The sequence below is a fragment of the Tenacibaculum aestuarii genome (assembly GCF_964510395.1).
GTDB classification, from domain to species: Bacteria; Bacteroidota; Bacteroidia; order Flavobacteriales; family Flavobacteriaceae; genus Polaribacter; species Polaribacter aestuarii.
The window spans coordinates 1,341,478-1,360,636 of record NZ_CAZEFY010000003.1; the positions used below are offsets into that span (position 1 = coordinate 1,341,478).

Genomic DNA, 19,159 nt, shown 5'->3' on the forward strand with positions numbered 1-19,159 from the left:
AATATAAAAAAGGGTTAAAAACGTATCGCTTTTAACCCTTTTTACAGTTAACAAAAAATCAATTATAGAACGCTACGTAGCCACATTTTAAACTTAGTGACTAAATAGAATAATATCGGTACTACTATTAGTGTTAAGAAAGTAGCGATGAATAGTCCATAAATAACTGTCCATGCTAAAGGCCCCCAGAACACTACGTTATCTCCTCCTACATATATGTGTGGATTTAACTCACTTGCCAATGTAAAGAAGTTAATATTTAACCCTGTTGCTAAAGGAATTAATCCTAAAATAGTGGTAATTGCAGTTAACAATACTGGACGTAAACGTGCCTTACCTCCTCTAATGATTGCTTCTCCTAATGTGTTCACATCAACATAATCTTCCTCTTTTAATCCTTGCTCCACTTTTTTACGGTCTATTAATAACTGCGTGTAATCCAAAAGCACCACCCCGTTATTTACCACAATACCAGCGAGGGAAATAATACCCATCATAGTCATCATAATTACGAATGGCTTTCCTGTAATAATCAATCCGCCAAAAACACCTATTAAACTCAAGAAAATAGCTAACATTATAATTCCTGGTTTAGAAACCGAATTGAACTGGAAAATCAATATTAAAAAGATTAATCCTAACCCTCCAAAAAACGCTTTCATTAAGAATGCCATCTGCTTTTCTTGCTCCTCAATCTGTCCTGTATAATCAACTTTTACTGAATCTGGTTTTTCAGTAAACGACTTCATTTCATGTTGAATTTTAGAAACTATTGCTGCCGCATCTGTATAACCTGGTGCTAATGCTGAATACACTGTTACAACCCTATTAGCCTGTTTATGTTTAATAGCACTAAACCCAGAAGTATTTGTTTGCTCTGCTACTGCAGATACAGGAATTTCTTTTATGGTTCCTGTAGCCATGTCTCTAAACGTTATCTTCTGATTAAAGACAGCACTTTTATTATATCTATTCTCTTCATTAAAACGAACGTAAATATCATAATCATCTCCATCCTCTTTATAAACTCCAGCTTTAGATCCAAAAATAGCATTACGTAATTGGCTTCCTACTTGAGATGAATTCACTCCTAATTCTCCTGCTTTTTTACGATCTACATTCACCAACATTGATGGCTTCGATTTGTTTACATCAATCTTCAATTCATCGATACCTGCAATACTTTTCGAGTTGATAAAGTCACGCATTTTTTCAGCAGTATTGATTAATTCTGCATAATCATTTCCTTCTAATTCAATGTTAATTGGATATCCTGCTGGCGGACCTACTGCTTCTTTTTCTACAGAAATTTCTAACCCTGGATAAATTCCACGTAAAGCTTCAGTTACTTTTCTTTGCAACTCCTTACTATCTGCTCCCCTACGATATTTATACTCACGCATTGAAGCTGTAATTTTACCTTTATGCGGCATTTCAGCTGTAGACCCACCATCTGTTTGTGGATTACCAGAACCAGCCCCAACTTGGGAAACTGCACTTTCAACTAAGAAATTATATCCATTATCTATATACTCTGGAGCATTCAATACATCATAAACACGTTGCTCTAAATCCTTCATGATCAGATTTGTTTTTTCAATATCGGTTCCTTGCGGATACTCGATATATACTATAATCTGATTTGGGGTATTGTCTGGAAAAAATTCCACTTTAGTACGTTGACTTCCTATCGATGCACCAAAACCACCAAAAGCTATGAATAATAAAACCAAAGTTCCTAGAGAAATAATGTAAGGTCTCCATCCTTTTAAAGCTACTCGAAGTGTTTTTTCGTACAAACGCTCCCAACGTGGTAACACTCTATTCTGGAAAGCATTTGCCCAAGGTCTAAGAAACAATCGATACATCCACAACATAATAGCCGTAAATATCATTACAGTACCTAAAGCTCTGTACGTTCCTCCTAAAAGTGCTATTAACAACCCTATTACTGCTATTATTGATGATAAGATGATAATACGCCTTAATGGCATATTTTTATCTTCTACACTCATAAATTGTGAAACCAACACTGAGTTGAAGAAAATAGCCACAAATAATGACGACCCCAATACTACCGATAATGTTACAGGGAAATATATCATAAACTGCCCCATGGTTCCTGGCCACATTCCTAATGGAATAAATGCCGCCACAGTTGTTGCTGTTGAGATGATAATTGGAAATGCAATTTCTCCAATACCTTTCTTTGCTGCTTCAATTCTAGGCATTCCTTCATCCATTAAACGGTATACATTTTCAACAACCACAATACCGTTATCAACCAACATACCAAGTCCCATAATTAATCCGAAAAGAATCATGGTGTTCATCGTATACCCCAACCAACTCAATATCATTAATGACATGAACATTGACATTGGTATAGCAAATCCAACAAATAAAGCATTTTTAAATCCTAAAAAGAACATTAATACTAATACAACTAGGATTACCCCAAAAATGATGTTGTTTACTAAATCGTCTACCTGACCAATAGTTTTTGAAGATTGATCATTAGAAATAGTTACTTTTAAGTTACTTGGAAAAACATTTGCTTTAGCTTCATCAACAATTTTTTGAACCTTTTCAGCTGCTTCTACCATGTTTTTTCCTGAACGCTTTTTCACGTCTAACATTACCACAGCTTCACCAAACTCACGTGCGTAAGTAGTTTTATCTTTATCTTTAAAAGAAACCTTAGCAATATCTTTTAAATAGATTGAATTCCCTTTTTCTGATTTTACAACAAAATCTTGTAATTCTTGTGGGTTTTCAATCTCTCCTAAAATACGAACCGTACGTCGTTGACCGCTAGCAATTAAGTTACCTGCCGACATGGTTAAGTTTCCTCCGTTAATTGAATTGATAACATCTTGAAAACTTACCTGAGCTGCCATCATTTTATAAATATCTACCGCTACCTCAACTTCTTTCTCTTCTGCACCACGAATATCTACTTTTTTAATTTCCTGTAAATTTTCTATTTCATCTTCTAAATACTCACCAAACTCTTTTAATTTATCAACCGGATAATCTCCTGATATGTTGATGTTTAAAATTGGCATTTCTTCAGAAAGACTCAATTCAAAAACATTAGGTTCTACTTTAGCCCCATTAAACGTAGGCCAATCTTCACTAGATGTTTCTTGATCAATTTCGTCTTTTACTTTTTGTTTCGCTTGATCAACAGTAAGTTTTTCATCAAATTCTACTACTACCATCGAGTAGTCTTCTTGTGATGTAGAAGTAACTTCAACTACATTACTTACCGTTTTTAACCTATCTTCAATAGGGTCGGTGATAAGCTTTTCTATATCTTCGGCAGTATTTCCAGGATATAAAGAACTGATGTATATTTTTGTTTCTTTAATTTCTGGAAAATTCTCCCTTGGCATACTTAAAAAGGCTGATATACCTGATATAAATATGATGACCATCATCACGTAGATGGTTGTTTTATTATTTATCGCCCAAGAAGATAAGCCAAACTCTTTATCTACTTGTTTTTTTTGTTTTTCAGTCATGAGTTGTATAACTTTTATGGGTTATTTCGCGTCTTGTGAAACTGTTAAAATCTTTACTTCCTGTCCATTTTTAACGCTACGCGCCCCTTCGTCAATAATTTTTACTCCGCTCTCAACTCCGCTTAACACCTCAATAATATCTCCTTGTGTTTTTCCTGTACTAATAATAGCTTGCTTAGCAGTTCCTACCTCATCTTTTATGTTTTCTACAACATAAATGTATTGCTCTCCATTAGCATTTTCAGAAATAATACTTTGAGGAATTAAGATTGCTTTTTCGTTAGAATAATCGTTAATTTTTAACTTCGCTGTTAAGTTTGGCTTGATTTTACCATCAGCATTTGGAACACCAACTTCAACCTTGAAAGTTCTGTTTGCTGGATTGATAAAATTACCTGCTTGACGAATTTTTGACGTCATTTTTTCTCCTAAAACAGGAAATTCAACCTCTACCACTTTTCCTTTTTTAATTGACGTGATATAGCTTTCAGGAACATCTGTTTCTATATACATATCTTTAAGGTTTACTATTCTAAACACTTCAGATCCCATACCTGGTGCCACAACAGTTCCTTGTTCTTTAATTACATCATCTATAACCCCTGAAAAAGGTGCTGTAATTACCGATTTAGCTAACTGTCTTCTTAATTGATTTACAGCATTTGTTTGAGCTTCATAATTTGTTTTAGCTTGTAAATACTGAATTTCTGAACCAATCTTTTGTTCCCATAAGCGTTTTTGACGCTTGTAAGTTGTTTCAGCCAAAGCTGCTTGAGTTTCAACTTGAGCTAATTGATTCGATAATCCTCCATCGTCAATTTTGGCTAAAGCTTGTCCTTTTCTTACTTGTTGACCTTCTTTAACATAAATTCTTACTAACTGACCTGGCATTTCAGGGTAGATTAATACATTTTGTTTTGTTTGTACGTTTCCTTGCAACTCTAAATAGTGTTTAAAAACTTCTTCTTTGGCAGAAAGTACAGTAATTAAAGGAACTTTTTTATTGGTATCTAACTCAGATATTTTACTATTTAAAAGTTTAATATCTTCTGTTAATGTTTGTATTTTATCTTCTACAGATGCTTTTTTCTCTCGAATTTTAGCCAAGTCGTTAGATGCAACTACATCTTGTACTGATTGCTCTTTTTTACCTCCGCAAGAAGCTAAAAGCAATGTAATTGCGAATAGTGAATATATTTTTCTCATTATAGTAGATTTTATTTTAGTGGTATATTTAATGCGTTTTCTAATTGTGCTTTTTTAGCTATTACGTTCAACATTGATTGAACATAATTGTTTTGTTGTGTGTATAGTTGGTTTTGTGCTTGTAACAAATCAAAACTTGAAGAAATTCCTTCAAAAAACTTTACTTGTTGTTTTTTTTCTATTCGCTCTGCTAGTGCTAAATTTTTCTTAGCCGTTTCATAGTTTTCTATTCCTAATTGATATTCGCTCTTAGCAGTTTCAACTTGCAGGTTTAATTTTTGTTTTGCTTCTTCTAATCGGATATCAGCATTCTCTAATTCAATTTTAGCTTGTCTTACTTTTGAACTTCTTCCAAAAGAACTAAAAACAGGTACGTTTAAACTTACTCCAAGCAGCGATGAACCTAACCAACGTTGATTACTATCTAAAAAAGTAAACGAATCAGAAAAGGCTGTTACACCATAATTCACAAACGCTGACACGGTTGGTAAATACTTACTTTGTTCTAACCTCATTAACAAACGCTTACTCTCTCTATCGTTTTGGGCAATTCTGAAATCGATATGACTATCAATATCAAACTGAGTTGCTAACAAACTTAAATCGGTATTATTCACGACTAAATTATCTAAAGTAGAAGTTAATGTTAATTTAGTTTCAATAGAGTTTCCTAATGAAACGTTTAACATTTGATACGCTATTTCTTTTAGTCTTTCTGCATTTCTTAGGTTACTTTCTACGTTTCCTAAGGTAATTTGAAGTTGTTCTACATTTTCTAACTCAGTTAACCCATTATCGTATGTTTTCTGAGTTTCATCTAAGTTTTTTTCAAGTACAGCTTTATTTCTTTTTAAAATTTCTATTGATTTTTCAGTAACCAATACGTTTCCATAAGCATTAACTACAGCTTCACGAGTTGCTAATTCTGTTTTCTCTTTAGCTTGTTCTGAAATTTTTAAATAAGTTTTAGCAGATTGTAACCCTACCAAATAAGACCCATCAAAAATTAACTGACTCAGTGTTACCGATGCTTTTGCAGTTTGTTTTTTTGTAAGAATGAGTTCCTCATCTACCCCATCATTGTTAAAATCTACTAACTGAATTTGTTGTTTTAGCCAATTTTGATAATCTACAGCTCCATTAATTTGTGGTAAACCAATCGTGGTAGTTTCCCATTTTTTCTTTTTCGCTGCCTCTATATTATTTATAGAAACTTTATTCTCGTAACTGTTTTTTATAGCATAATCAATTGCTTCTTGCATTGATAAGCTCATTTCTTTTTCTTGTTCTTGAGCTATAATTGCTCCTATAAAAAAGAATATAAATACACTACTTATGTATTTTTTCATTGTTTTTAATTTTGATTCGTAATTTTTAGTTGTTTTTCTAGTTCTTTTACTCCTTTCTCAGTGGCAATTGCTCTGATATGATATTCTAATATCTCATATTCAATTTTCATTATTTCTTGAACTTCATCTCCATATAATTCGCTTTCAAAAACTCCAAAAACCAAGGTGAAATAAAAATTCACCATTAGCTCTTTGTCAATATCTGCTCTATACAATCCTTGTTCAATTCCTTTGGTTAAATTGCTTACAATACAATCTCTAAACATACATACCTCACGCTCCATTAACTTTGCATAGGTTTCTGGATAGTACTTTTTAAGCTGATACATAGGTGATGCTTTTGAATTTTTAAGCATCTCTTTAAAAATTGCTTTTACAGCAAATTCTTCTTCTACAGCATTATAGTTTTGACTTTTAACTGCGTTAATTGTTTCACTAATTGTGTTATGAACTGCCTCAGTACTTACATCTACCAAAGACGTTTTATTAGGAAAGTACTTGTATAATGTCTTTTTAGACATCCCAAGCTCTTTCGCTATATCATCCATCGTTGTGCTTTTAAACCCTAAGGTTAAAAACATTTCACCTGCTTTATTTATAATTTTATTTCTCATAATCGAGGACAAAAATACAACAGGAAACTTTAGAAACAAAAAAAGTTTCCTTAGTTTTAATCTTTTTTTAACACAGACTTACCATTAGAATTTTTGTTTACCGTATTTTTACAAAAATTTTCAGATTTGGACATACTATCATATCAATCAGACTTTATAGCTTATTTAGAATCTCACAAATTTTCTAGAGAACCTAAAAACCTTTATGAACCAATTGATTATATACTTCAATTAGGAGGAAAAAGAATTCGTCCTGTACTTACTCTTATTGCTGCAGATATTTTTTCGGGCAATTACAAAGAAGCATTACCTGCTGCATTAGCTGTTGAAGTTTTTCACAACTTTACTTTAGTGCATGATGATATTATGGATGATGCTCCTTTACGTAGAGGAAATGAAACTGTTCATGAAAAATGGGATATCAATACAGCTATTCTTTCTGGAGATGCGATGCTCATTTTAGCATATCAATATTTTGAAAATTATGAACCTACAGTATTTCAAAAACTAGCGCAGTTATTCAGCAAAACCGCTTTAGAAGTTTGTGACGGTCAACAACTAGATGTAGATTTTGAAACAAGAAATGATGTAACCATTGATGAATATATCAAAATGATTACTTTGAAAACATCTGTTTTAGTTGCTGCTGCTCTAAAAATGGGGGCAATTGTAGCAAAAGCTAATGAAGATCAGGCGCAACATTTATACAACTATGGTTTAAATTTAGGTATCGCTTTTCAGTTACAAGATGATTATTTAGATACTTTCGGAGATCCTGAATCATTTGGAAAACAAGTAGGTGGTGACATTATAGAAAACAAAAAGACTTATTTATACTTAAAAGCTTTAGAAGTTTCCAATCCTAACGATAAAGAAAGTTTATTAAATTTATACAACGGACAAGAAAAAAATAATACAGAAAAAATAACTACTGTTTCTACCATTTTTAGAAACAATAATATTCCTGAAGAAACTTTTAAACTTATTGAGTACTACACAAATAAGGCTTTTGAAAATCTTAAACACCTAAACATTAATGAGCAACAAAAAGAGGGTTTACGTATGTTTGGTGAAAATTTAATGAGTAGAAAAGTGTAAAAAAATAGTTATTTATTTAAAAAAGTTTTTATTTTTGCAATCCAAATAAAACAGGTCCTATAGCTCAGCTGGTTAGAGCACCTGACTCATAATCAGGGGGTCCATGGTTCGAGCCCATGTGGGACCACATTTGTTTTAAAGCACTTACAAAATTGTAAGTGTTTTTTTTATTTATACCTCCTTCATATATGCCTTACTTTAACCTATTAAAACAAGGTTATTATTAATAAGCTTTTTACGGTAAACCGTAAAATCTTACCTCTTACTTTATCTAAGTTTGTATATAAAATATCCCCACACAAAAGTGTATAGATGAAATTACTTTTAAATGCTTATAAACTTTAACAAAAGAAAAGACAGAAGAGTAAAAATTAAAAAGATACATTTTTTGATACTTCCATTAATACATGACAACACTTTCTATTGGTTAGAAAAAGTTGAAATCACTAAAAATTTCAACGGTTTAAACTACCAAATCACTGGAATAAAACGTTTAAATGGTAAGAAATAATACTAATCTTAATTTTATTATTCAATAGAGCCATTACATCCCCACTAAAACCAACTTTAATTCTCTAAAAAATTTATTTTTCGTAAATTTATATCTCCTCTCACAACAATTACCTCTCTTCACATTTAACCAACTAAAGATGAAACAAAACTAATCTACAACTCCTATTTATCAACTAAAACGATTACAGTAACGTTTCCTCTAATAAATTTTATAGAGATGATTACTAAACAACCCAAACTAAAAGAGGATCTGGGCATGTTTGACACCCAAAAAGAACCTAGAAAATCTTTTGCTACCTATCAAAGAAACCAAAATAAATTCTACCTCAGCACCTTGAATTTAATTGACAGGAAAGCCTCAATTATGTTAAAGGTAAACGCAACTATTCTTTCAGCCTCTGTTATTTTCTTTAATTATATTACTGAAATTAATTTTGGAATTAGAATTGCTGCCATTTTGATTACAACATCCTTTGTTTCCTTAATCTTCTCCATACTTGCCTCTAAACCCAACAGTCTTTCTTTTTACAAACGCTTTAAAAGAGATATTGTTTCTAAATACAAAAAGGGAGAAGAAAATCTTTTTATGATAGGCATGTCTAGTAACAAAACTTTAGAACAATATGAAAAAGCCTATAGTAAAGTTTTAAAAAGCCAAGAGTTACAAATAGGCAATCAAGTTCGAGTTATGTTTCTTTTAGAAAAAGAAATGAAACGTGGTTACTTTTACCTAGAATTAGCTTATAGCAGTTTTTTAATAGGCCTCATGATTTTAATTTTAGTCCTCTTCTTTGCTAACTTTTAAAAGCAACCTAAAAGGTTTCTTTTCAGAAATTTAAACATAGACACCTTTTTCATAGTAAAATTTTCATTATTTTTAATAATAATTAATTGAAATACACTCAATTACAAAACTAAACTCAATTATGCCACATATTAATTTAATGATTGAGCAATTGAAATCATTTTTTATTGAAATTGGTGAGTTATCTTTTTTTGCCTCTCGTTTCGTTAAAGAGATGTTTAAACAACCTTTTGAGTTAAAAGAGTTAATATTACAGTGCTATCAAATAGGCTACCGCTCATTATTATTAGTAGGCATTACAGGTTTTATAATAGGTTTAGTATTAACATTACAAACTCGCCCAACTTTAATGGAGTTTGGTGCTGTGTCTTGGATGCCCTCTATGGTTGGTATTTCAATTGTAAGAGAAATAGGTCCAATTATCACGGCTTTAGTATGTGCAGGAAAAATAGGCTCTGGTATTAGCGCCGAATTAGGTTCTATGCGTGTTACCGAACAAATAGACGCCATGGAAGTTTCTGGTATAAATCCTTTTAAATACTTAGTAGTTACTCGAGTTTTAGCCGTTACCCTTATGCTTCCTTTATTAGTAATAATAGCTGACACTGTTGCTTTATTTGGATCATTTTTAGTTGAAAGCACAAAAGGAAATGTCTCTTTCGTTTTGTATTTCAATCAAGTATTTGACGCTATAAAGTTTGGAGATGTAGTTCCAGCCACAATAAAGTCGTTTTTCTTTGGAGCTGCAATAGGAATTATTGGTTGCTTTAAAGGCTACAACTGTAAGAAAGGAACTGCTGGTGTAGGTAAAGCTACAAACACAGCCGTAGTAACTGCATCTTTATTACTTTTTATTATTGATTTTATAGCCGTTTTTGTAACAGATATCTTTTTTGAATTATGACGAGTACCCTTAACAAAAAAGTAGTTCTAGAAATTAAAGATTTATACAAAGCCTTTGGAGACAACCATGTGCTTAATGGGTTTAATATGCAGCTCTATGAGGGTGAAAACTTAGTAGTTATGGGGAAATCGGGTTCTGGAAAATCGGTTATGATTAAATGTTTAGTAGGTTTAATGGAAGCTGATGAAGGGATTATCTCGGTAATGCATCATGACATAACCAAACTAGATCAAGAAGCCTTAGATATTTTGCGAACTGACATCGGTTTTCTATTTCAAGGGAGTGCCCTATATGATTCTATGACTGTTCGTGAAAACTTAGAATTTCCATTAAGAGGTCGTACAAGAAAGAATAAAAAATTAATTGACACGGAAAAACTAGTTATTGAAGCTTTAGAAAATGTTGGGTTAACACATACAGTAGACATGATGCCTTCAGAATTATCTGGTGGTATGAAACGACGAGTGGCTTTAGCCCGAACACTTATTTTACAGCCAAAAATTATTTTATATGACGAACCTACAAGTGGATTAGATCCTATTACTGCAAAAGAAATCATTATCTTAATGCAAGATATTCAAAAAAAATACAATACATCGTCACTTATTATTACCCACGATGTTGATTGTGCCCGTGTTATTTCAGATAGAATGATATTGCTTATTGACGGTATTGACTATGCTACAGGAACGTTTAAAGAACTATCTAACTCTGAAGACCCCAAGGTTAAAGCTTTTTTTAAATAAGTATTATGAAAACAACAAACTCACAAAAACTTAGGTTAGGATTATTTGTATCTATAGGTACAATAATTTTTGTTTTTGCTATTTATCTCATTGGACAACGCCAAAGTATGTTTCAAAAAAACTTCACTATCAGTGCTTATTTTCAAAATGTTAATGGGTTACAAAATGGTAATAATGTTCGCTATTCAGGAATAAACATTGGTACAGTAAAAGATATAATCATGATTAATGACTCTACAATAAAAGTAAACATGGTTATTGACAAAAAAATAGCCATTCACATAAAGAAAAATGCAGTGGCTACTATAGGTTCTGACGGACTGGTCGGAAATATGATTGTAAATATAGTGCCTGGTAAAAAAACTGAAGCCTTAATTAGTAATGGTGATATCATTAGATCTTATAGTAAGATAGGAACTGATGATATTTTAAACACCTTAAGTGTTACCAACGAAAATGCGGCAATACTCACAGCTGACCTTTTAAAAATAACCGATAAATTATTAGAGGGCAAGGGTACTTTAGGCGTTTTACTAAACGATACTACTATGGCTAAAGACATGAAACAATCTGTTAGTAACCTAAAGAAAATAAGTTACCAAGCATCAAACACTATTAATGAATTAAACCACATAATAACTTCATTAAAAACAGACGACGACACTGTTTTAGGCATGTTAATTAATGATTCTATTTCAGGCAAAAAATTAAAAACCATTGTAACTAACATAGATGCTTCTACCGTAAAAATTGATAGCCTTATAGGAAATATTAATATTCTAGTTGATGGTCTTAACTCCAGTAAAGGTGCTTATAACTATATCACAAAAGACACTTCTTTGGTTAACAGTTTAAAATCTACAATTCAAAACATAAACGAGGGAACAGAAAAATTTAATGAAAACATGGAAGCTTTTAAACACAACTTTTTAACACGAGGGTATTTTAGAAAATTAGAAAAACAAAAGAAAAAAGATGAAAAGAGCAAATAAATAAAATACTATTATTCCTTCTTTTCTGATTGAGATTCATCACTCTTAAATCCAATTCTCCTTCTTGACTCTTGATCTTTTCTTTCTAATTCCGCCTCTAATCTTTTATATCTACTTATATCTTTAATAGTTACAACAACTGCTGCTATATTGTTTTCATTATCTATTATAGGCCTACCACTCAGTAAAACTCTCCTAATAGTATTCGTCTCTTTGTTCAACAATAACACATCAATATCGTTAGTAATTTTACCCTCCAAGGCTAGTTCAGCTGGTAGATTTTGAACAGGGAAAACTTTTCCTTCATACGGGTTTAGCACCTTAAAATGTCCTGAAAAATCAATAGATATTTTTGAATCATCTTCTATCCCAAAAAGCTCATTAGCAACTTCATTAGCCAATATAACCTGTTTATCGGTATTTGCTACTAATACTCCATCGCTAATATTTTCTATAATCATATTCAACTTTTGCTGATTCTCATACAAATCATTCATTCTTCTTTCATTCTCTTCTTGCAGCAACAAATCATTTGTAATATCTCTAACCACAGCATATAATGTTCCAGTAGCCGTATCAGAAGTAGCATTCCAAGACAGCCACTTAATACTTCCATCCTTACAAATCCAGCGATTCTTAAAGCTTACTAAGTTTACTCCTCCTTCTAACTTTTTAATCGCCTCCTTTGTCATTTCAATATCTTCAGGGAAGATATAAGTAGCAAACGGGGTATTTAATAATTCTTCATTAGTATACCCTAGAAGATCACTTAAAGAAGGATTCACCTTTAAAAACCTCTCATTAGATGCTATTACCAAACTATCTATTGAAATATTAAAAAAAGTATCCGCCTCCTTTTGCGACTCCATAATCATTTTCCTTTCTGTAATATCTGTTGATATACTTCCTATAGCATACACTCTGTTAGAAATATCAAACAAGGGAAACTTTACTGATAAATACGTATGCTCTCCATCAGACTGTTTAATTATCTCTTCTACTTGAATTTCTCTTCCCAACTTCATTGCCTCTAAATCGGCATCAAGATATTTATCAGCTAATTCTTCTGGTAAAATATCATGATCGGTTTTCCCTATTAAATCTTTCTCGTAGGCTTCAAAAATTGATTGATACTTCTTATTCACCAACATATACTCGCCGTTTATTTTCTTTACGGAAATGGCATTGGTTGTATTTTCTATTATCGAGTGCAGTAATTTTTGACTTTTTAACAACTCTTCTTCCGATTTCTTTTTTGCTTTAAGCTGTACTCTTAAAATAAAAAACACAGTTGTTAGCATCCCTAAAATAATAACTATTAACCCCAGTGAAATCCAATTCCACAAACTATCATCCGTAGTGTTATTCATCTGTTTTAAGTAAACAACACCAAGTGCTACAACCATAAGACTATTTATGATATAGCCATACAAATTCTTTCTTTCCATTGAGGTTTTCATCTATACACGATATTTAATACACTAATATATTGAAATTTAAAAACATAAAAATGATAATCATCTTTTAAAACACCTTAAACCAATATTTTTTTAATCAAAAAAACAATACTTATCCTTTTTTCAAATCACTCAAAAAAGTCTCTTTTTTGAAAACCCCTTTTTAATCAGTACCTTTGCCACTTATGATAAAAAAACTAAAAGACAAAAAGAACAAAAGAATTTTCAGCTTTAACTTTTTGGTTTTCAGAAATCAATCCGACAAATTCATCCCTCCTTCTGAATAAAAATCCCTTTTTATCAAACTAAAAAGAGTTTCCCTTAACTCTTAAACATGAAAATGTACTTTTTACAAGCACACTTTCTTCACATTTATTATTGCAACAATGAATTTCTCAAAAAAAAGCCTAGTCTTAGTAGCTTTTTCTTTTGTTACAGCTATGTTTTCACAAGAAAAACCTGAGGTTAAAATTGGCGGAGCATTACGATTTAACTATAACCTATCTTCTTGGAAAGATGGACAAAAAAAGCGTGGAGGCGATTTCGGTTTCGACGTCTTCAGGATTAATGCTAAAGCTAAATACAAAGGAATAAAACTTAATGCCGAGTATCGCTTTTACTCTCAAAGCTTTGGAGGAGGCATGCTTAAACAAGGTTGGCTAGGATATGACTTTAACGAAAAAGACAATATTCAATTAGGATTAACACAAGTACCCTTCGGTAATACTCAGTACAACTCTCATAGTTGGTTTTTTGGCATCAACTATTATCTAGGTTTAGAAGACGACCATGATATGGGAGTAAAATTCACCCATAAAGGAAAAAAATGGGAATACGCCTTGGCCTTTTTCAAAAATGCTGAGGAACTTAATTTTGGAAGTAACTCTGATGTTTCCGACAGCCGATACTCATACGATGTTGCCTCAATAGACATTGATAGTGATGGAAACTTAGACTTAAGATATAAAGAAACAAATCAAATAAACGGTCAAATAAATTATCACTTCGAAAATAAAAACACACAACACAAAATAGGAGTTTCTGCACAATACGGTGGACTCTATAATTTAGATACTGAAGATATTTCTAATCATCATGCTTTTGCCATGCATTATCAACTAAACGTAAAAAACTTTGATATGAAAGCGCAAGTATCTACCTACAAATACAATACTAAAAACACTACCTACAGCAACCTTATTGCTTTAACTGCTTATGGAGCACCTTACCTTACTGCTACAGAAGCAACCACCTACACTTTAGGTGCAGCTTACACTTTTCCTCTAAAATGGAAATCTATTTCTAGCATACAAGTATACAATGACTTTGGATACATGGATAAAACAGCTAAGAATTTCGAAGACAGTATTATGAATGTGTTTGGTTTCTTGGTAACAGCTGGTAATGTCTATACATACATAGATTTTGCCACAGGGAAAAACCACCCTTGGTTAGGTCCAAAATGGACAAACGCTTTAGCAAACGGAACACCTAATGCTAATTGGGAAATGAGGTTTAATATAAACATCGGATATTATTTTTAATTATATGAATGAGACAAATCATCCACAAATGAAGAAAGCTAAAAAAATAATTAGAAGCGACGAACGAAAATCAATTTTTGGGCTCGAAGTTAACGGTCCTGTATTCTTCACTTCTTCAATAGTAATAATACTAAGCGTAGCTTTAACGCTACTCTTTAAGGAAAGAGCACAATCCTATTTTGACACAGCGCAAAGTTTTATAGCAAACAAAACTGGTTGGTTATTTATTTTAGCTGTAAACATTTTTGTTACTTTTATGCTCTACTTAGCTTTTAGTAAATACGGAAGCTTGCGTATAGGTGGAGCTAAAGCAAAACCAGAATTTTCAACTACCTCTTGGTTTTCAATGCTTTTTAGTGCAGGTATGGGTATTGGGCTGCTTTTTTGGAGTATTGCCGAACCTGTTTATCATTTTTCTTCTCCTCCTTTAGCCGATCCAAACACAGCTGCTGCTGCTAAAGAAGCCATGAATGTTACTTTTTTACACTGGGGATTGCATGCTTGGGCTATTTACGCTTTGGTTGGATTATCTTTAGCTTATTTCACATATTCTAGAGGGCTTCCTTTAACAATTCGTTCAGTTTTTTATCCTTTTTTAGGGGATAGAATTCATGGTAGAATTGGAGATATTATCGATATTTTTGCTGTTTTAGCTACCGTTTTTGGTTTAGCAACTTCGTTAGGATTAGGTGTTAAACAAGTAGCTGCTGGTTTAGAGCACGTTTTTGGTTTAGATTCAGGAATTTCTTTACAAATATGGCTAATTGTAGGTATTACATTGATAGCCACCATATCAGTAATTTCAGGAGTTGATAAAGGAGTAAAGTTCCTTAGTGAAATGAACATGCGTATTGCAGTATTATTATTACTTGCCGTAGTAATTTTAGGCCCCACAATTTTCATCCTAAAATCGTTTGTACAAAATACTGGTAGTTATGTAAACGACTTAATCAATCTTTCTACTTGGGCTGAAGCCTATACCGGAACGGAATGGCAAAATTCATGGACCATCTTTTATTGGGGATGGTGGATTGCTTGGTCTCCTTTCGTAGGAATGTTTATCGCTCGTGTTTCTAAAGGAAGAACAATTAGAGAGTTTATCTTAGGTGTTTTAATCGTTCCTACCTTAATCACATTATTTTGGATTACAGCTTTTGGCGGTACCTCTTTACACGAAATTTTAGGAGGAGATTCTACTATTGCAGAGGGTGTGAATGACAATGTTGCAACTGCTCTTTTTGTATTCTTAGAAGACTTCCCTTTTTCAATGGCGTTAAACATCATTGCTATTATTCTTATTGCTAGTTTCTTTGTTACCTCATCAGATTCTGGTTCTTTAGTGGTTGACAGCTTAACTTCAGGTGGAAAAATTGATGCTCCAGTAGGGCAACGAATATTTTGGGCACTTGCAGAAGGCGCTGTAGCAGCCGTTTTATTATTAGGAGGAGGTTTAAAAGCTTTACAAACTGCTTCTATTGCAACCGGACTTCCTTTTACCTTACTTTTGCTGCTCATGTGCTACTCTCTTTTTAAAGGATTAAAAGAAGATTATAAAGAACACCTAAAGCGTTTAAATCAAAAGGAAAAAGAAGAATATCAAGAAACTGTAAAAAGGTTAATAGACTCTAAAAAACAAAAAGCTTAAATTATGAAGATAAAAAACATACTTGTAGCCTTAGATTTATCAGAATTAGACATCACGCTAATTAAATATTGTAGCATGTTGGCTAAAAATTACGGAACAGAAAACGTGTATTTTATTCATAATGTAAAAAAATATGAAATAAGTAGCTTATTTTCTGAACAGTTAGAAAACATTAATATTGAAGAAATTATTGAAGAAGAACTTGAAAACAGCATAAGTAAGTATTTTGACACCGACTGTAACTATGAATTATTAGTTTCAGACGATGCTTATACTGAAAGTTTAATTAGCTACGTTGCCAATAAATACCACACTAATTTGATAATCGTAGGAAACAAAAACACTTACAAAGGATCTGGTTCGGTTTCAGGTAAGTTATTACGTATGGCAAAATGTAACGTACTTTTAATACCTAAAGAAGCTAACTTGAACCCTGAAAACCTTATGGTTGCTACTGATTTTTCATCAGCCTCACTAAAAGCATTTCATACCGCTTCAGACATGAGTTCAAAACAAAAATCTACGTTAAAAGCGCTGAATGTTTTTAAAATACCTCAGTTATTTTTCCCTTACATAAAAGTTGATAAAGCTCGAGAAAAAGTAGAAAAACACGTTGATTTACAGTTTGAAAAATTACTTCAAAAAACAAAAGCTCAACATATAGAAACTCTTAAAGCTTCTGCAGGTGAAGACAGTATTCCTGAAAAAATTAGGACTATTGCTGAAAAAGATAAAACAGACATTTTATTCGTTGCCGACAAAGGACATAACAACTTTACTTCTCTTTTAGTAGGAAGTGTTACTGAAGAATTATTTACTCAAGATTTACACGTACCTCTCTGGGTAGTTAAACGTTATATCGCCTCATAAAACAAAAAAACGGAGCTAATTATTAGCTCCGTTTTTTTATTACTCAATTCTTTTTTTCTCTGATTTTGCGATTTCTTTCACAGTATTAAAAAGAGTTTCTTTTAAGCCTCGATATCCTTTTAAGAACTCACTTACTTCAATAATTAATCTTCGGTGTTCATTTTTATAAACTTCTTCCTCTATTACTTGATCTACTCCATCTACCATTATCTTTAAACCCCTTTCATGAGCCTCTACAAGTTTAATTAATTCGTCCGTTTTTTTTCTTGAACTTCCTAACTCTTCAACTATTTTAGTTGTTTTCTTAAACTGATCAGGAGCTATTAATTCGAAAATGTATTTTCTAATTAAATCTTCAAAAAAGAGTTGTTCATCTTTCAAAAAAGAAAGTTCAGACAGCCATTGTTTTGAGGTTGAATGCATATCTTCTGCACTCAACCATTCAACATATTTTACATATGTGTTTGTTGTTTTCATTGAGCTAGCTTTTACGATTAGACATTTCATTTTATATCATTAACTCTTTTATAGCATGTAATTTTGGAATACAAACATTCCAATTTTTCTCTTTTTGTATTTTCACTCTAAAAGCATCTGGAGCAGTTTGTTCTCCATGAATAAGAAACACTTCTTCTGGTATGTTTTTTATCTCACTTAACCAATCTAACAAATCTTGCTGATCTGCATGAGCAGATAAACTTTCTATACTTTTAACTCTTGCCTTTACAGGAAAATATCGTCCAAAGAACTTTATTTCATGACATCCTTCTTGTAACTGTCTTCCTCTTGTTCCTTCTGCCTGATACCCAACCAACAGAATCGTCGTAGTAGGATCATCAACCATCTGTTGTAAGTAAGTTAAAACCCTACCGCCAGTTACCATACCGCTTCCTGCAATTATTATTTTAGATCTCGAATCATCAATAGTTTCCCAAGTTTCTCTATACGATTCTACAATAGTAACGTGATTACACATAGCTACATATTCATCCATAGGTAATTTATGCCATTGCGGATATCGTTTAAAAACCTCTAAAACATTATTCCCCATCGGGCTATCTACAAAAATGGGAATGTTTGGGATTTTATTTTTCTTATACAACTTCCATAAAACATACATTAACATTTGCAAACGCTCAACAGCAAAACTAGGAATGATCAAATTTCCTTTTTGCATGATGGTTTCTTTAATCGTTTCTGATAAAATTTCTTCTATATCTTCTGTGGGATGCAGTTTATGACCATACGTACTTTCTAAAAAAAGATAATCTGCCCACTCAGGTTTTTTTGGTTTTTCTAACAAATAATCATTTTGCCTTCCAATATCTCCAGAAAACACAAATCGCTTTTTGTTGATATTTAATTCTATGAAAGTAGCCCCTATGATATGTCCGTTGTATTGAAATCTATATGAGATTTCATCTGAAAAAGAAATCCATTCTCCTTCCTCTACAGCTTCAAATAAGGTTATTGTTTTTTCAGCTTCAGCAATTGTATAAAAAGGAAGTACAGGATTATGTTTACTATAATGTTCTAGAGTTGCTTTTTCTGCTTCTTCCTCGTGAATCTTTGCGCTATCTTTTAAAATAATTCCTGCAATCGCTAAAGTAGGGGCTGTTCCAATAATCCTTCCTCTAAATCCTTGTTTGTACAATCTTGGCAAAAACCCTACATGATCTAGATGTCCGTGTGTTAATAGTACTATATCAATTTGGGTTACGTCTATTGGAAGTTCTTTCCAATTTAACTCTCTAAGTTCTTTGAGTCCTTGAAACATACCGCAATCAATCAAAATTTTCTTACCGTGCGCTTCGAGCAAAAACTTTGATCCTGTAACTGTACCTGCTGCTCCTAAAAAATGAACCTTAGCAAAATTAAGCATCATTACT

The 19,159-nt window shown here is 32.3% G+C and carries 15 protein-coding genes and 1 tRNA gene; 9 read left to right on the top strand and 7 right to left on the bottom strand.

Annotation, left to right across the window (positions count from 1 at the left end; genetic code table 11):
* Nucleotides 1–62 precede the first annotated feature (62 nt).
* Genes ACKTSU_RS12500 through ACKTSU_RS12515 form a run of 4 tightly spaced genes read right to left on the bottom strand, consistent with a single transcriptional unit; the run spans nucleotide 63 to nucleotide 6,696 of the window.
* A complete protein-coding gene (locus tag ACKTSU_RS12500) occupies nucleotides 63–3,527 on the bottom strand; it encodes an efflux RND transporter permease subunit (RefSeq protein WP_408036766.1) in 3,465 nt (1,154 codons plus the stop codon).
* 21 nt (nucleotides 3,528–3,548) lie between these two features.
* Nucleotides 3,549–4,733 carry an efflux RND transporter periplasmic adaptor subunit gene (locus ACKTSU_RS12505; protein ID WP_408036767.1) on the bottom strand — a complete coding sequence of 395 codons (1,185 nt, stop codon included), beginning with the start codon at nucleotides 4,731–4,733 and terminating at the stop codon, nucleotides 3,549–3,551.
* 11 nt (nucleotides 4,734–4,744) lie between these two features.
* On the bottom strand, nucleotides 4,745–6,082 hold the full coding sequence (locus tag ACKTSU_RS12510; protein WP_408036768.1) for a TolC family protein: 1,338 nt from the start codon (nucleotides 6,080–6,082) through the stop codon (nucleotides 4,745–4,747).
* A 5-nt stretch (nucleotides 6,083–6,087) separates the two neighbouring features.
* Entirely contained in the window at nucleotides 6,088–6,696 is a 609-nt protein-coding gene (locus ACKTSU_RS12515) for a TetR/AcrR family transcriptional regulator (RefSeq protein ID WP_299032291.1), read from the bottom strand.
* 126 nt (nucleotides 6,697–6,822) lie between these two features.
* On the opposite strand from ACKTSU_RS12515, the gene ACKTSU_RS12520 reads away from it, so the two are divergent.
* The 6 genes from ACKTSU_RS12520 to ACKTSU_RS12545 all read left to right on the top strand — a co-directional run bounded on the left by ACKTSU_RS12520 (nucleotide 6,823) and on the right by ACKTSU_RS12545 (nucleotide 11,754).
* On the top strand, nucleotides 6,823–7,794 hold the full coding sequence (locus ACKTSU_RS12520; RefSeq protein WP_408036769.1) for a polyprenyl synthetase family protein: 972 nt from the start codon (nucleotides 6,823–6,825) through the stop codon (nucleotides 7,792–7,794).
* 53 nt (nucleotides 7,795–7,847) lie between these two features.
* Nucleotides 7,848–7,921 (top strand) — tRNA-Ile (locus ACKTSU_RS12525).
* A gap of 603 nt (nucleotides 7,922–8,524) precedes the next feature.
* Nucleotides 8,525–9,112, top strand: coding sequence for a hypothetical protein (locus tag ACKTSU_RS12530; protein WP_408036770.1), 588 nt, complete (start codon nucleotides 8,525–8,527; stop codon nucleotides 9,110–9,112).
* Nucleotides 9,113–9,233: 121 nt separating this feature from the next.
* Nucleotides 9,234–10,016: an MlaE family ABC transporter permease gene (locus ACKTSU_RS12535; RefSeq protein ID WP_408036771.1), complete on the top strand. Its 783-nt coding sequence runs from the start codon at nucleotides 9,234–9,236 to the stop codon at nucleotides 10,014–10,016.
* Nucleotides 10,013–10,762: an ABC transporter ATP-binding protein gene (locus ACKTSU_RS12540; RefSeq protein WP_408036772.1), complete on the top strand. Its 750-nt coding sequence runs from the start codon at nucleotides 10,013–10,015 to the stop codon at nucleotides 10,760–10,762. The genes ACKTSU_RS12535 and ACKTSU_RS12540 overlap by 4 nt, the downstream gene beginning before the upstream one ends.
* A gap of 5 nt (nucleotides 10,763–10,767) precedes the next feature.
* Nucleotides 10,768–11,754 (top strand): MlaD family protein, encoded by a 987-nt coding sequence (locus ACKTSU_RS12545; RefSeq protein WP_408036773.1) that lies wholly within the window; start codon nucleotides 10,768–10,770, stop codon nucleotides 11,752–11,754.
* A gap of 11 nt (nucleotides 11,755–11,765) precedes the next feature.
* On the opposite strand, the gene ACKTSU_RS12550 is transcribed toward ACKTSU_RS12545, so the two are convergent.
* Nucleotides 11,766–13,214: a PAS domain S-box protein gene (locus ACKTSU_RS12550; RefSeq protein WP_408036774.1), complete on the bottom strand. Its 1,449-nt coding sequence runs from the start codon at nucleotides 13,212–13,214 to the stop codon at nucleotides 11,766–11,768.
* A 383-nt stretch (nucleotides 13,215–13,597) separates the two neighbouring features.
* On the opposite strand from ACKTSU_RS12550, the gene ACKTSU_RS12555 reads away from it, so the two are divergent.
* From ACKTSU_RS12555 to ACKTSU_RS12565, 3 genes are read left to right on the top strand one after another with little or no spacing between them, the layout of a single operon-like run.
* Nucleotides 13,598–14,755: a hypothetical protein gene (locus ACKTSU_RS12555; protein WP_408036775.1), complete on the top strand. Its 1,158-nt coding sequence runs from the start codon at nucleotides 13,598–13,600 to the stop codon at nucleotides 14,753–14,755.
* A gap of 28 nt (nucleotides 14,756–14,783) precedes the next feature.
* A complete protein-coding gene (locus ACKTSU_RS12560; RefSeq protein WP_408036776.1) occupies nucleotides 14,784–16,400 on the top strand; it encodes a BCCT family transporter in 1,617 nt (538 codons plus the stop codon).
* A gap of 3 nt (nucleotides 16,401–16,403) precedes the next feature.
* Nucleotides 16,404–17,270 carry a universal stress protein gene (locus ACKTSU_RS12565; protein WP_408036777.1) on the top strand — a complete coding sequence of 289 codons (867 nt, stop codon included), beginning with the start codon at nucleotides 16,404–16,406 and terminating at the stop codon, nucleotides 17,268–17,270.
* A 39-nt stretch (nucleotides 17,271–17,309) separates the two neighbouring features.
* On the opposite strand, the gene ACKTSU_RS12570 is transcribed toward ACKTSU_RS12565, so the two are convergent.
* Complete coding sequence (locus tag ACKTSU_RS12570; RefSeq protein WP_408036778.1) at nucleotides 17,310–17,747, bottom strand: hypothetical protein; 438 nt, start codon at nucleotides 17,745–17,747, stop codon at nucleotides 17,310–17,312.
* Between the two features lie 31 nt (nucleotides 17,748–17,778).
* Nucleotides 17,779–19,152, bottom strand: coding sequence for an MBL fold metallo-hydrolase RNA specificity domain-containing protein (locus ACKTSU_RS12575; RefSeq protein WP_408036922.1), 1,374 nt, complete (start codon nucleotides 19,150–19,152; stop codon nucleotides 17,779–17,781).
* Nucleotides 19,153–19,159 lie beyond the last annotated feature (7 nt).

Bases quoted from the DNA above. Each gene is read 5' to 3' on its own strand.
- ACKTSU_RS12500 (WP_408036766.1), bottom strand. From the start codon at position 3,527: ATGACTGAAAAACAAAAAAAACAAGTAGATAAAGAGTTTGGCTTATCT.
- ACKTSU_RS12515 (WP_299032291.1), bottom strand. From the start codon at position 6,696: ATGAGAAATAAAATTATAAATAAAGCAGGTGAAATGTTTTTAACCTTA.
- ACKTSU_RS12560 (WP_408036776.1), top strand. From the start codon at position 14,784: ATGAAGAAAGCTAAAAAAATAATTAGAAGCGACGAACGAAAATCAATT.
- ACKTSU_RS12540 (WP_408036772.1), top strand. From the start codon at position 10,013: ATGACGAGTACCCTTAACAAAAAAGTAGTTCTAGAAATTAAAGATTTA.
- ACKTSU_RS12510 (WP_408036768.1), bottom strand. From the start codon at position 6,082: ATGAAAAAATACATAAGTAGTGTATTTATATTCTTTTTTATAGGAGCA.
- ACKTSU_RS12575 (WP_408036922.1), bottom strand. From the start codon at position 19,152: ATGCTTAATTTTGCTAAGGTTCATTTTTTAGGAGCAGCAGGTACAGTT.
- ACKTSU_RS12535 (WP_408036771.1), top strand. From the start codon at position 9,234: ATGCCACATATTAATTTAATGATTGAGCAATTGAAATCATTTTTTATT.
- ACKTSU_RS12530 (WP_408036770.1), top strand. From the start codon at position 8,525: ATGATTACTAAACAACCCAAACTAAAAGAGGATCTGGGCATGTTTGAC.
- ACKTSU_RS12550 (WP_408036774.1), bottom strand. From the start codon at position 13,214: ATGAAAACCTCAATGGAAAGAAAGAATTTGTATGGCTATATCATAAAT.
- ACKTSU_RS12555 (WP_408036775.1), top strand. From the start codon at position 13,598: ATGAATTTCTCAAAAAAAAGCCTAGTCTTAGTAGCTTTTTCTTTTGTT.
- ACKTSU_RS12545 (WP_408036773.1), top strand. From the start codon at position 10,768: ATGAAAACAACAAACTCACAAAAACTTAGGTTAGGATTATTTGTATCT.
- ACKTSU_RS12570 (WP_408036778.1), bottom strand. From the start codon at position 17,747: ATGAAAACAACAAACACATATGTAAAATATGTTGAATGGTTGAGTGCA.
- ACKTSU_RS12565 (WP_408036777.1), top strand. From the start codon at position 16,404: ATGAAGATAAAAAACATACTTGTAGCCTTAGATTTATCAGAATTAGAC.
- ACKTSU_RS12505 (WP_408036767.1), bottom strand. From the start codon at position 4,733: ATGAGAAAAATATATTCACTATTCGCAATTACATTGCTTTTAGCTTCT.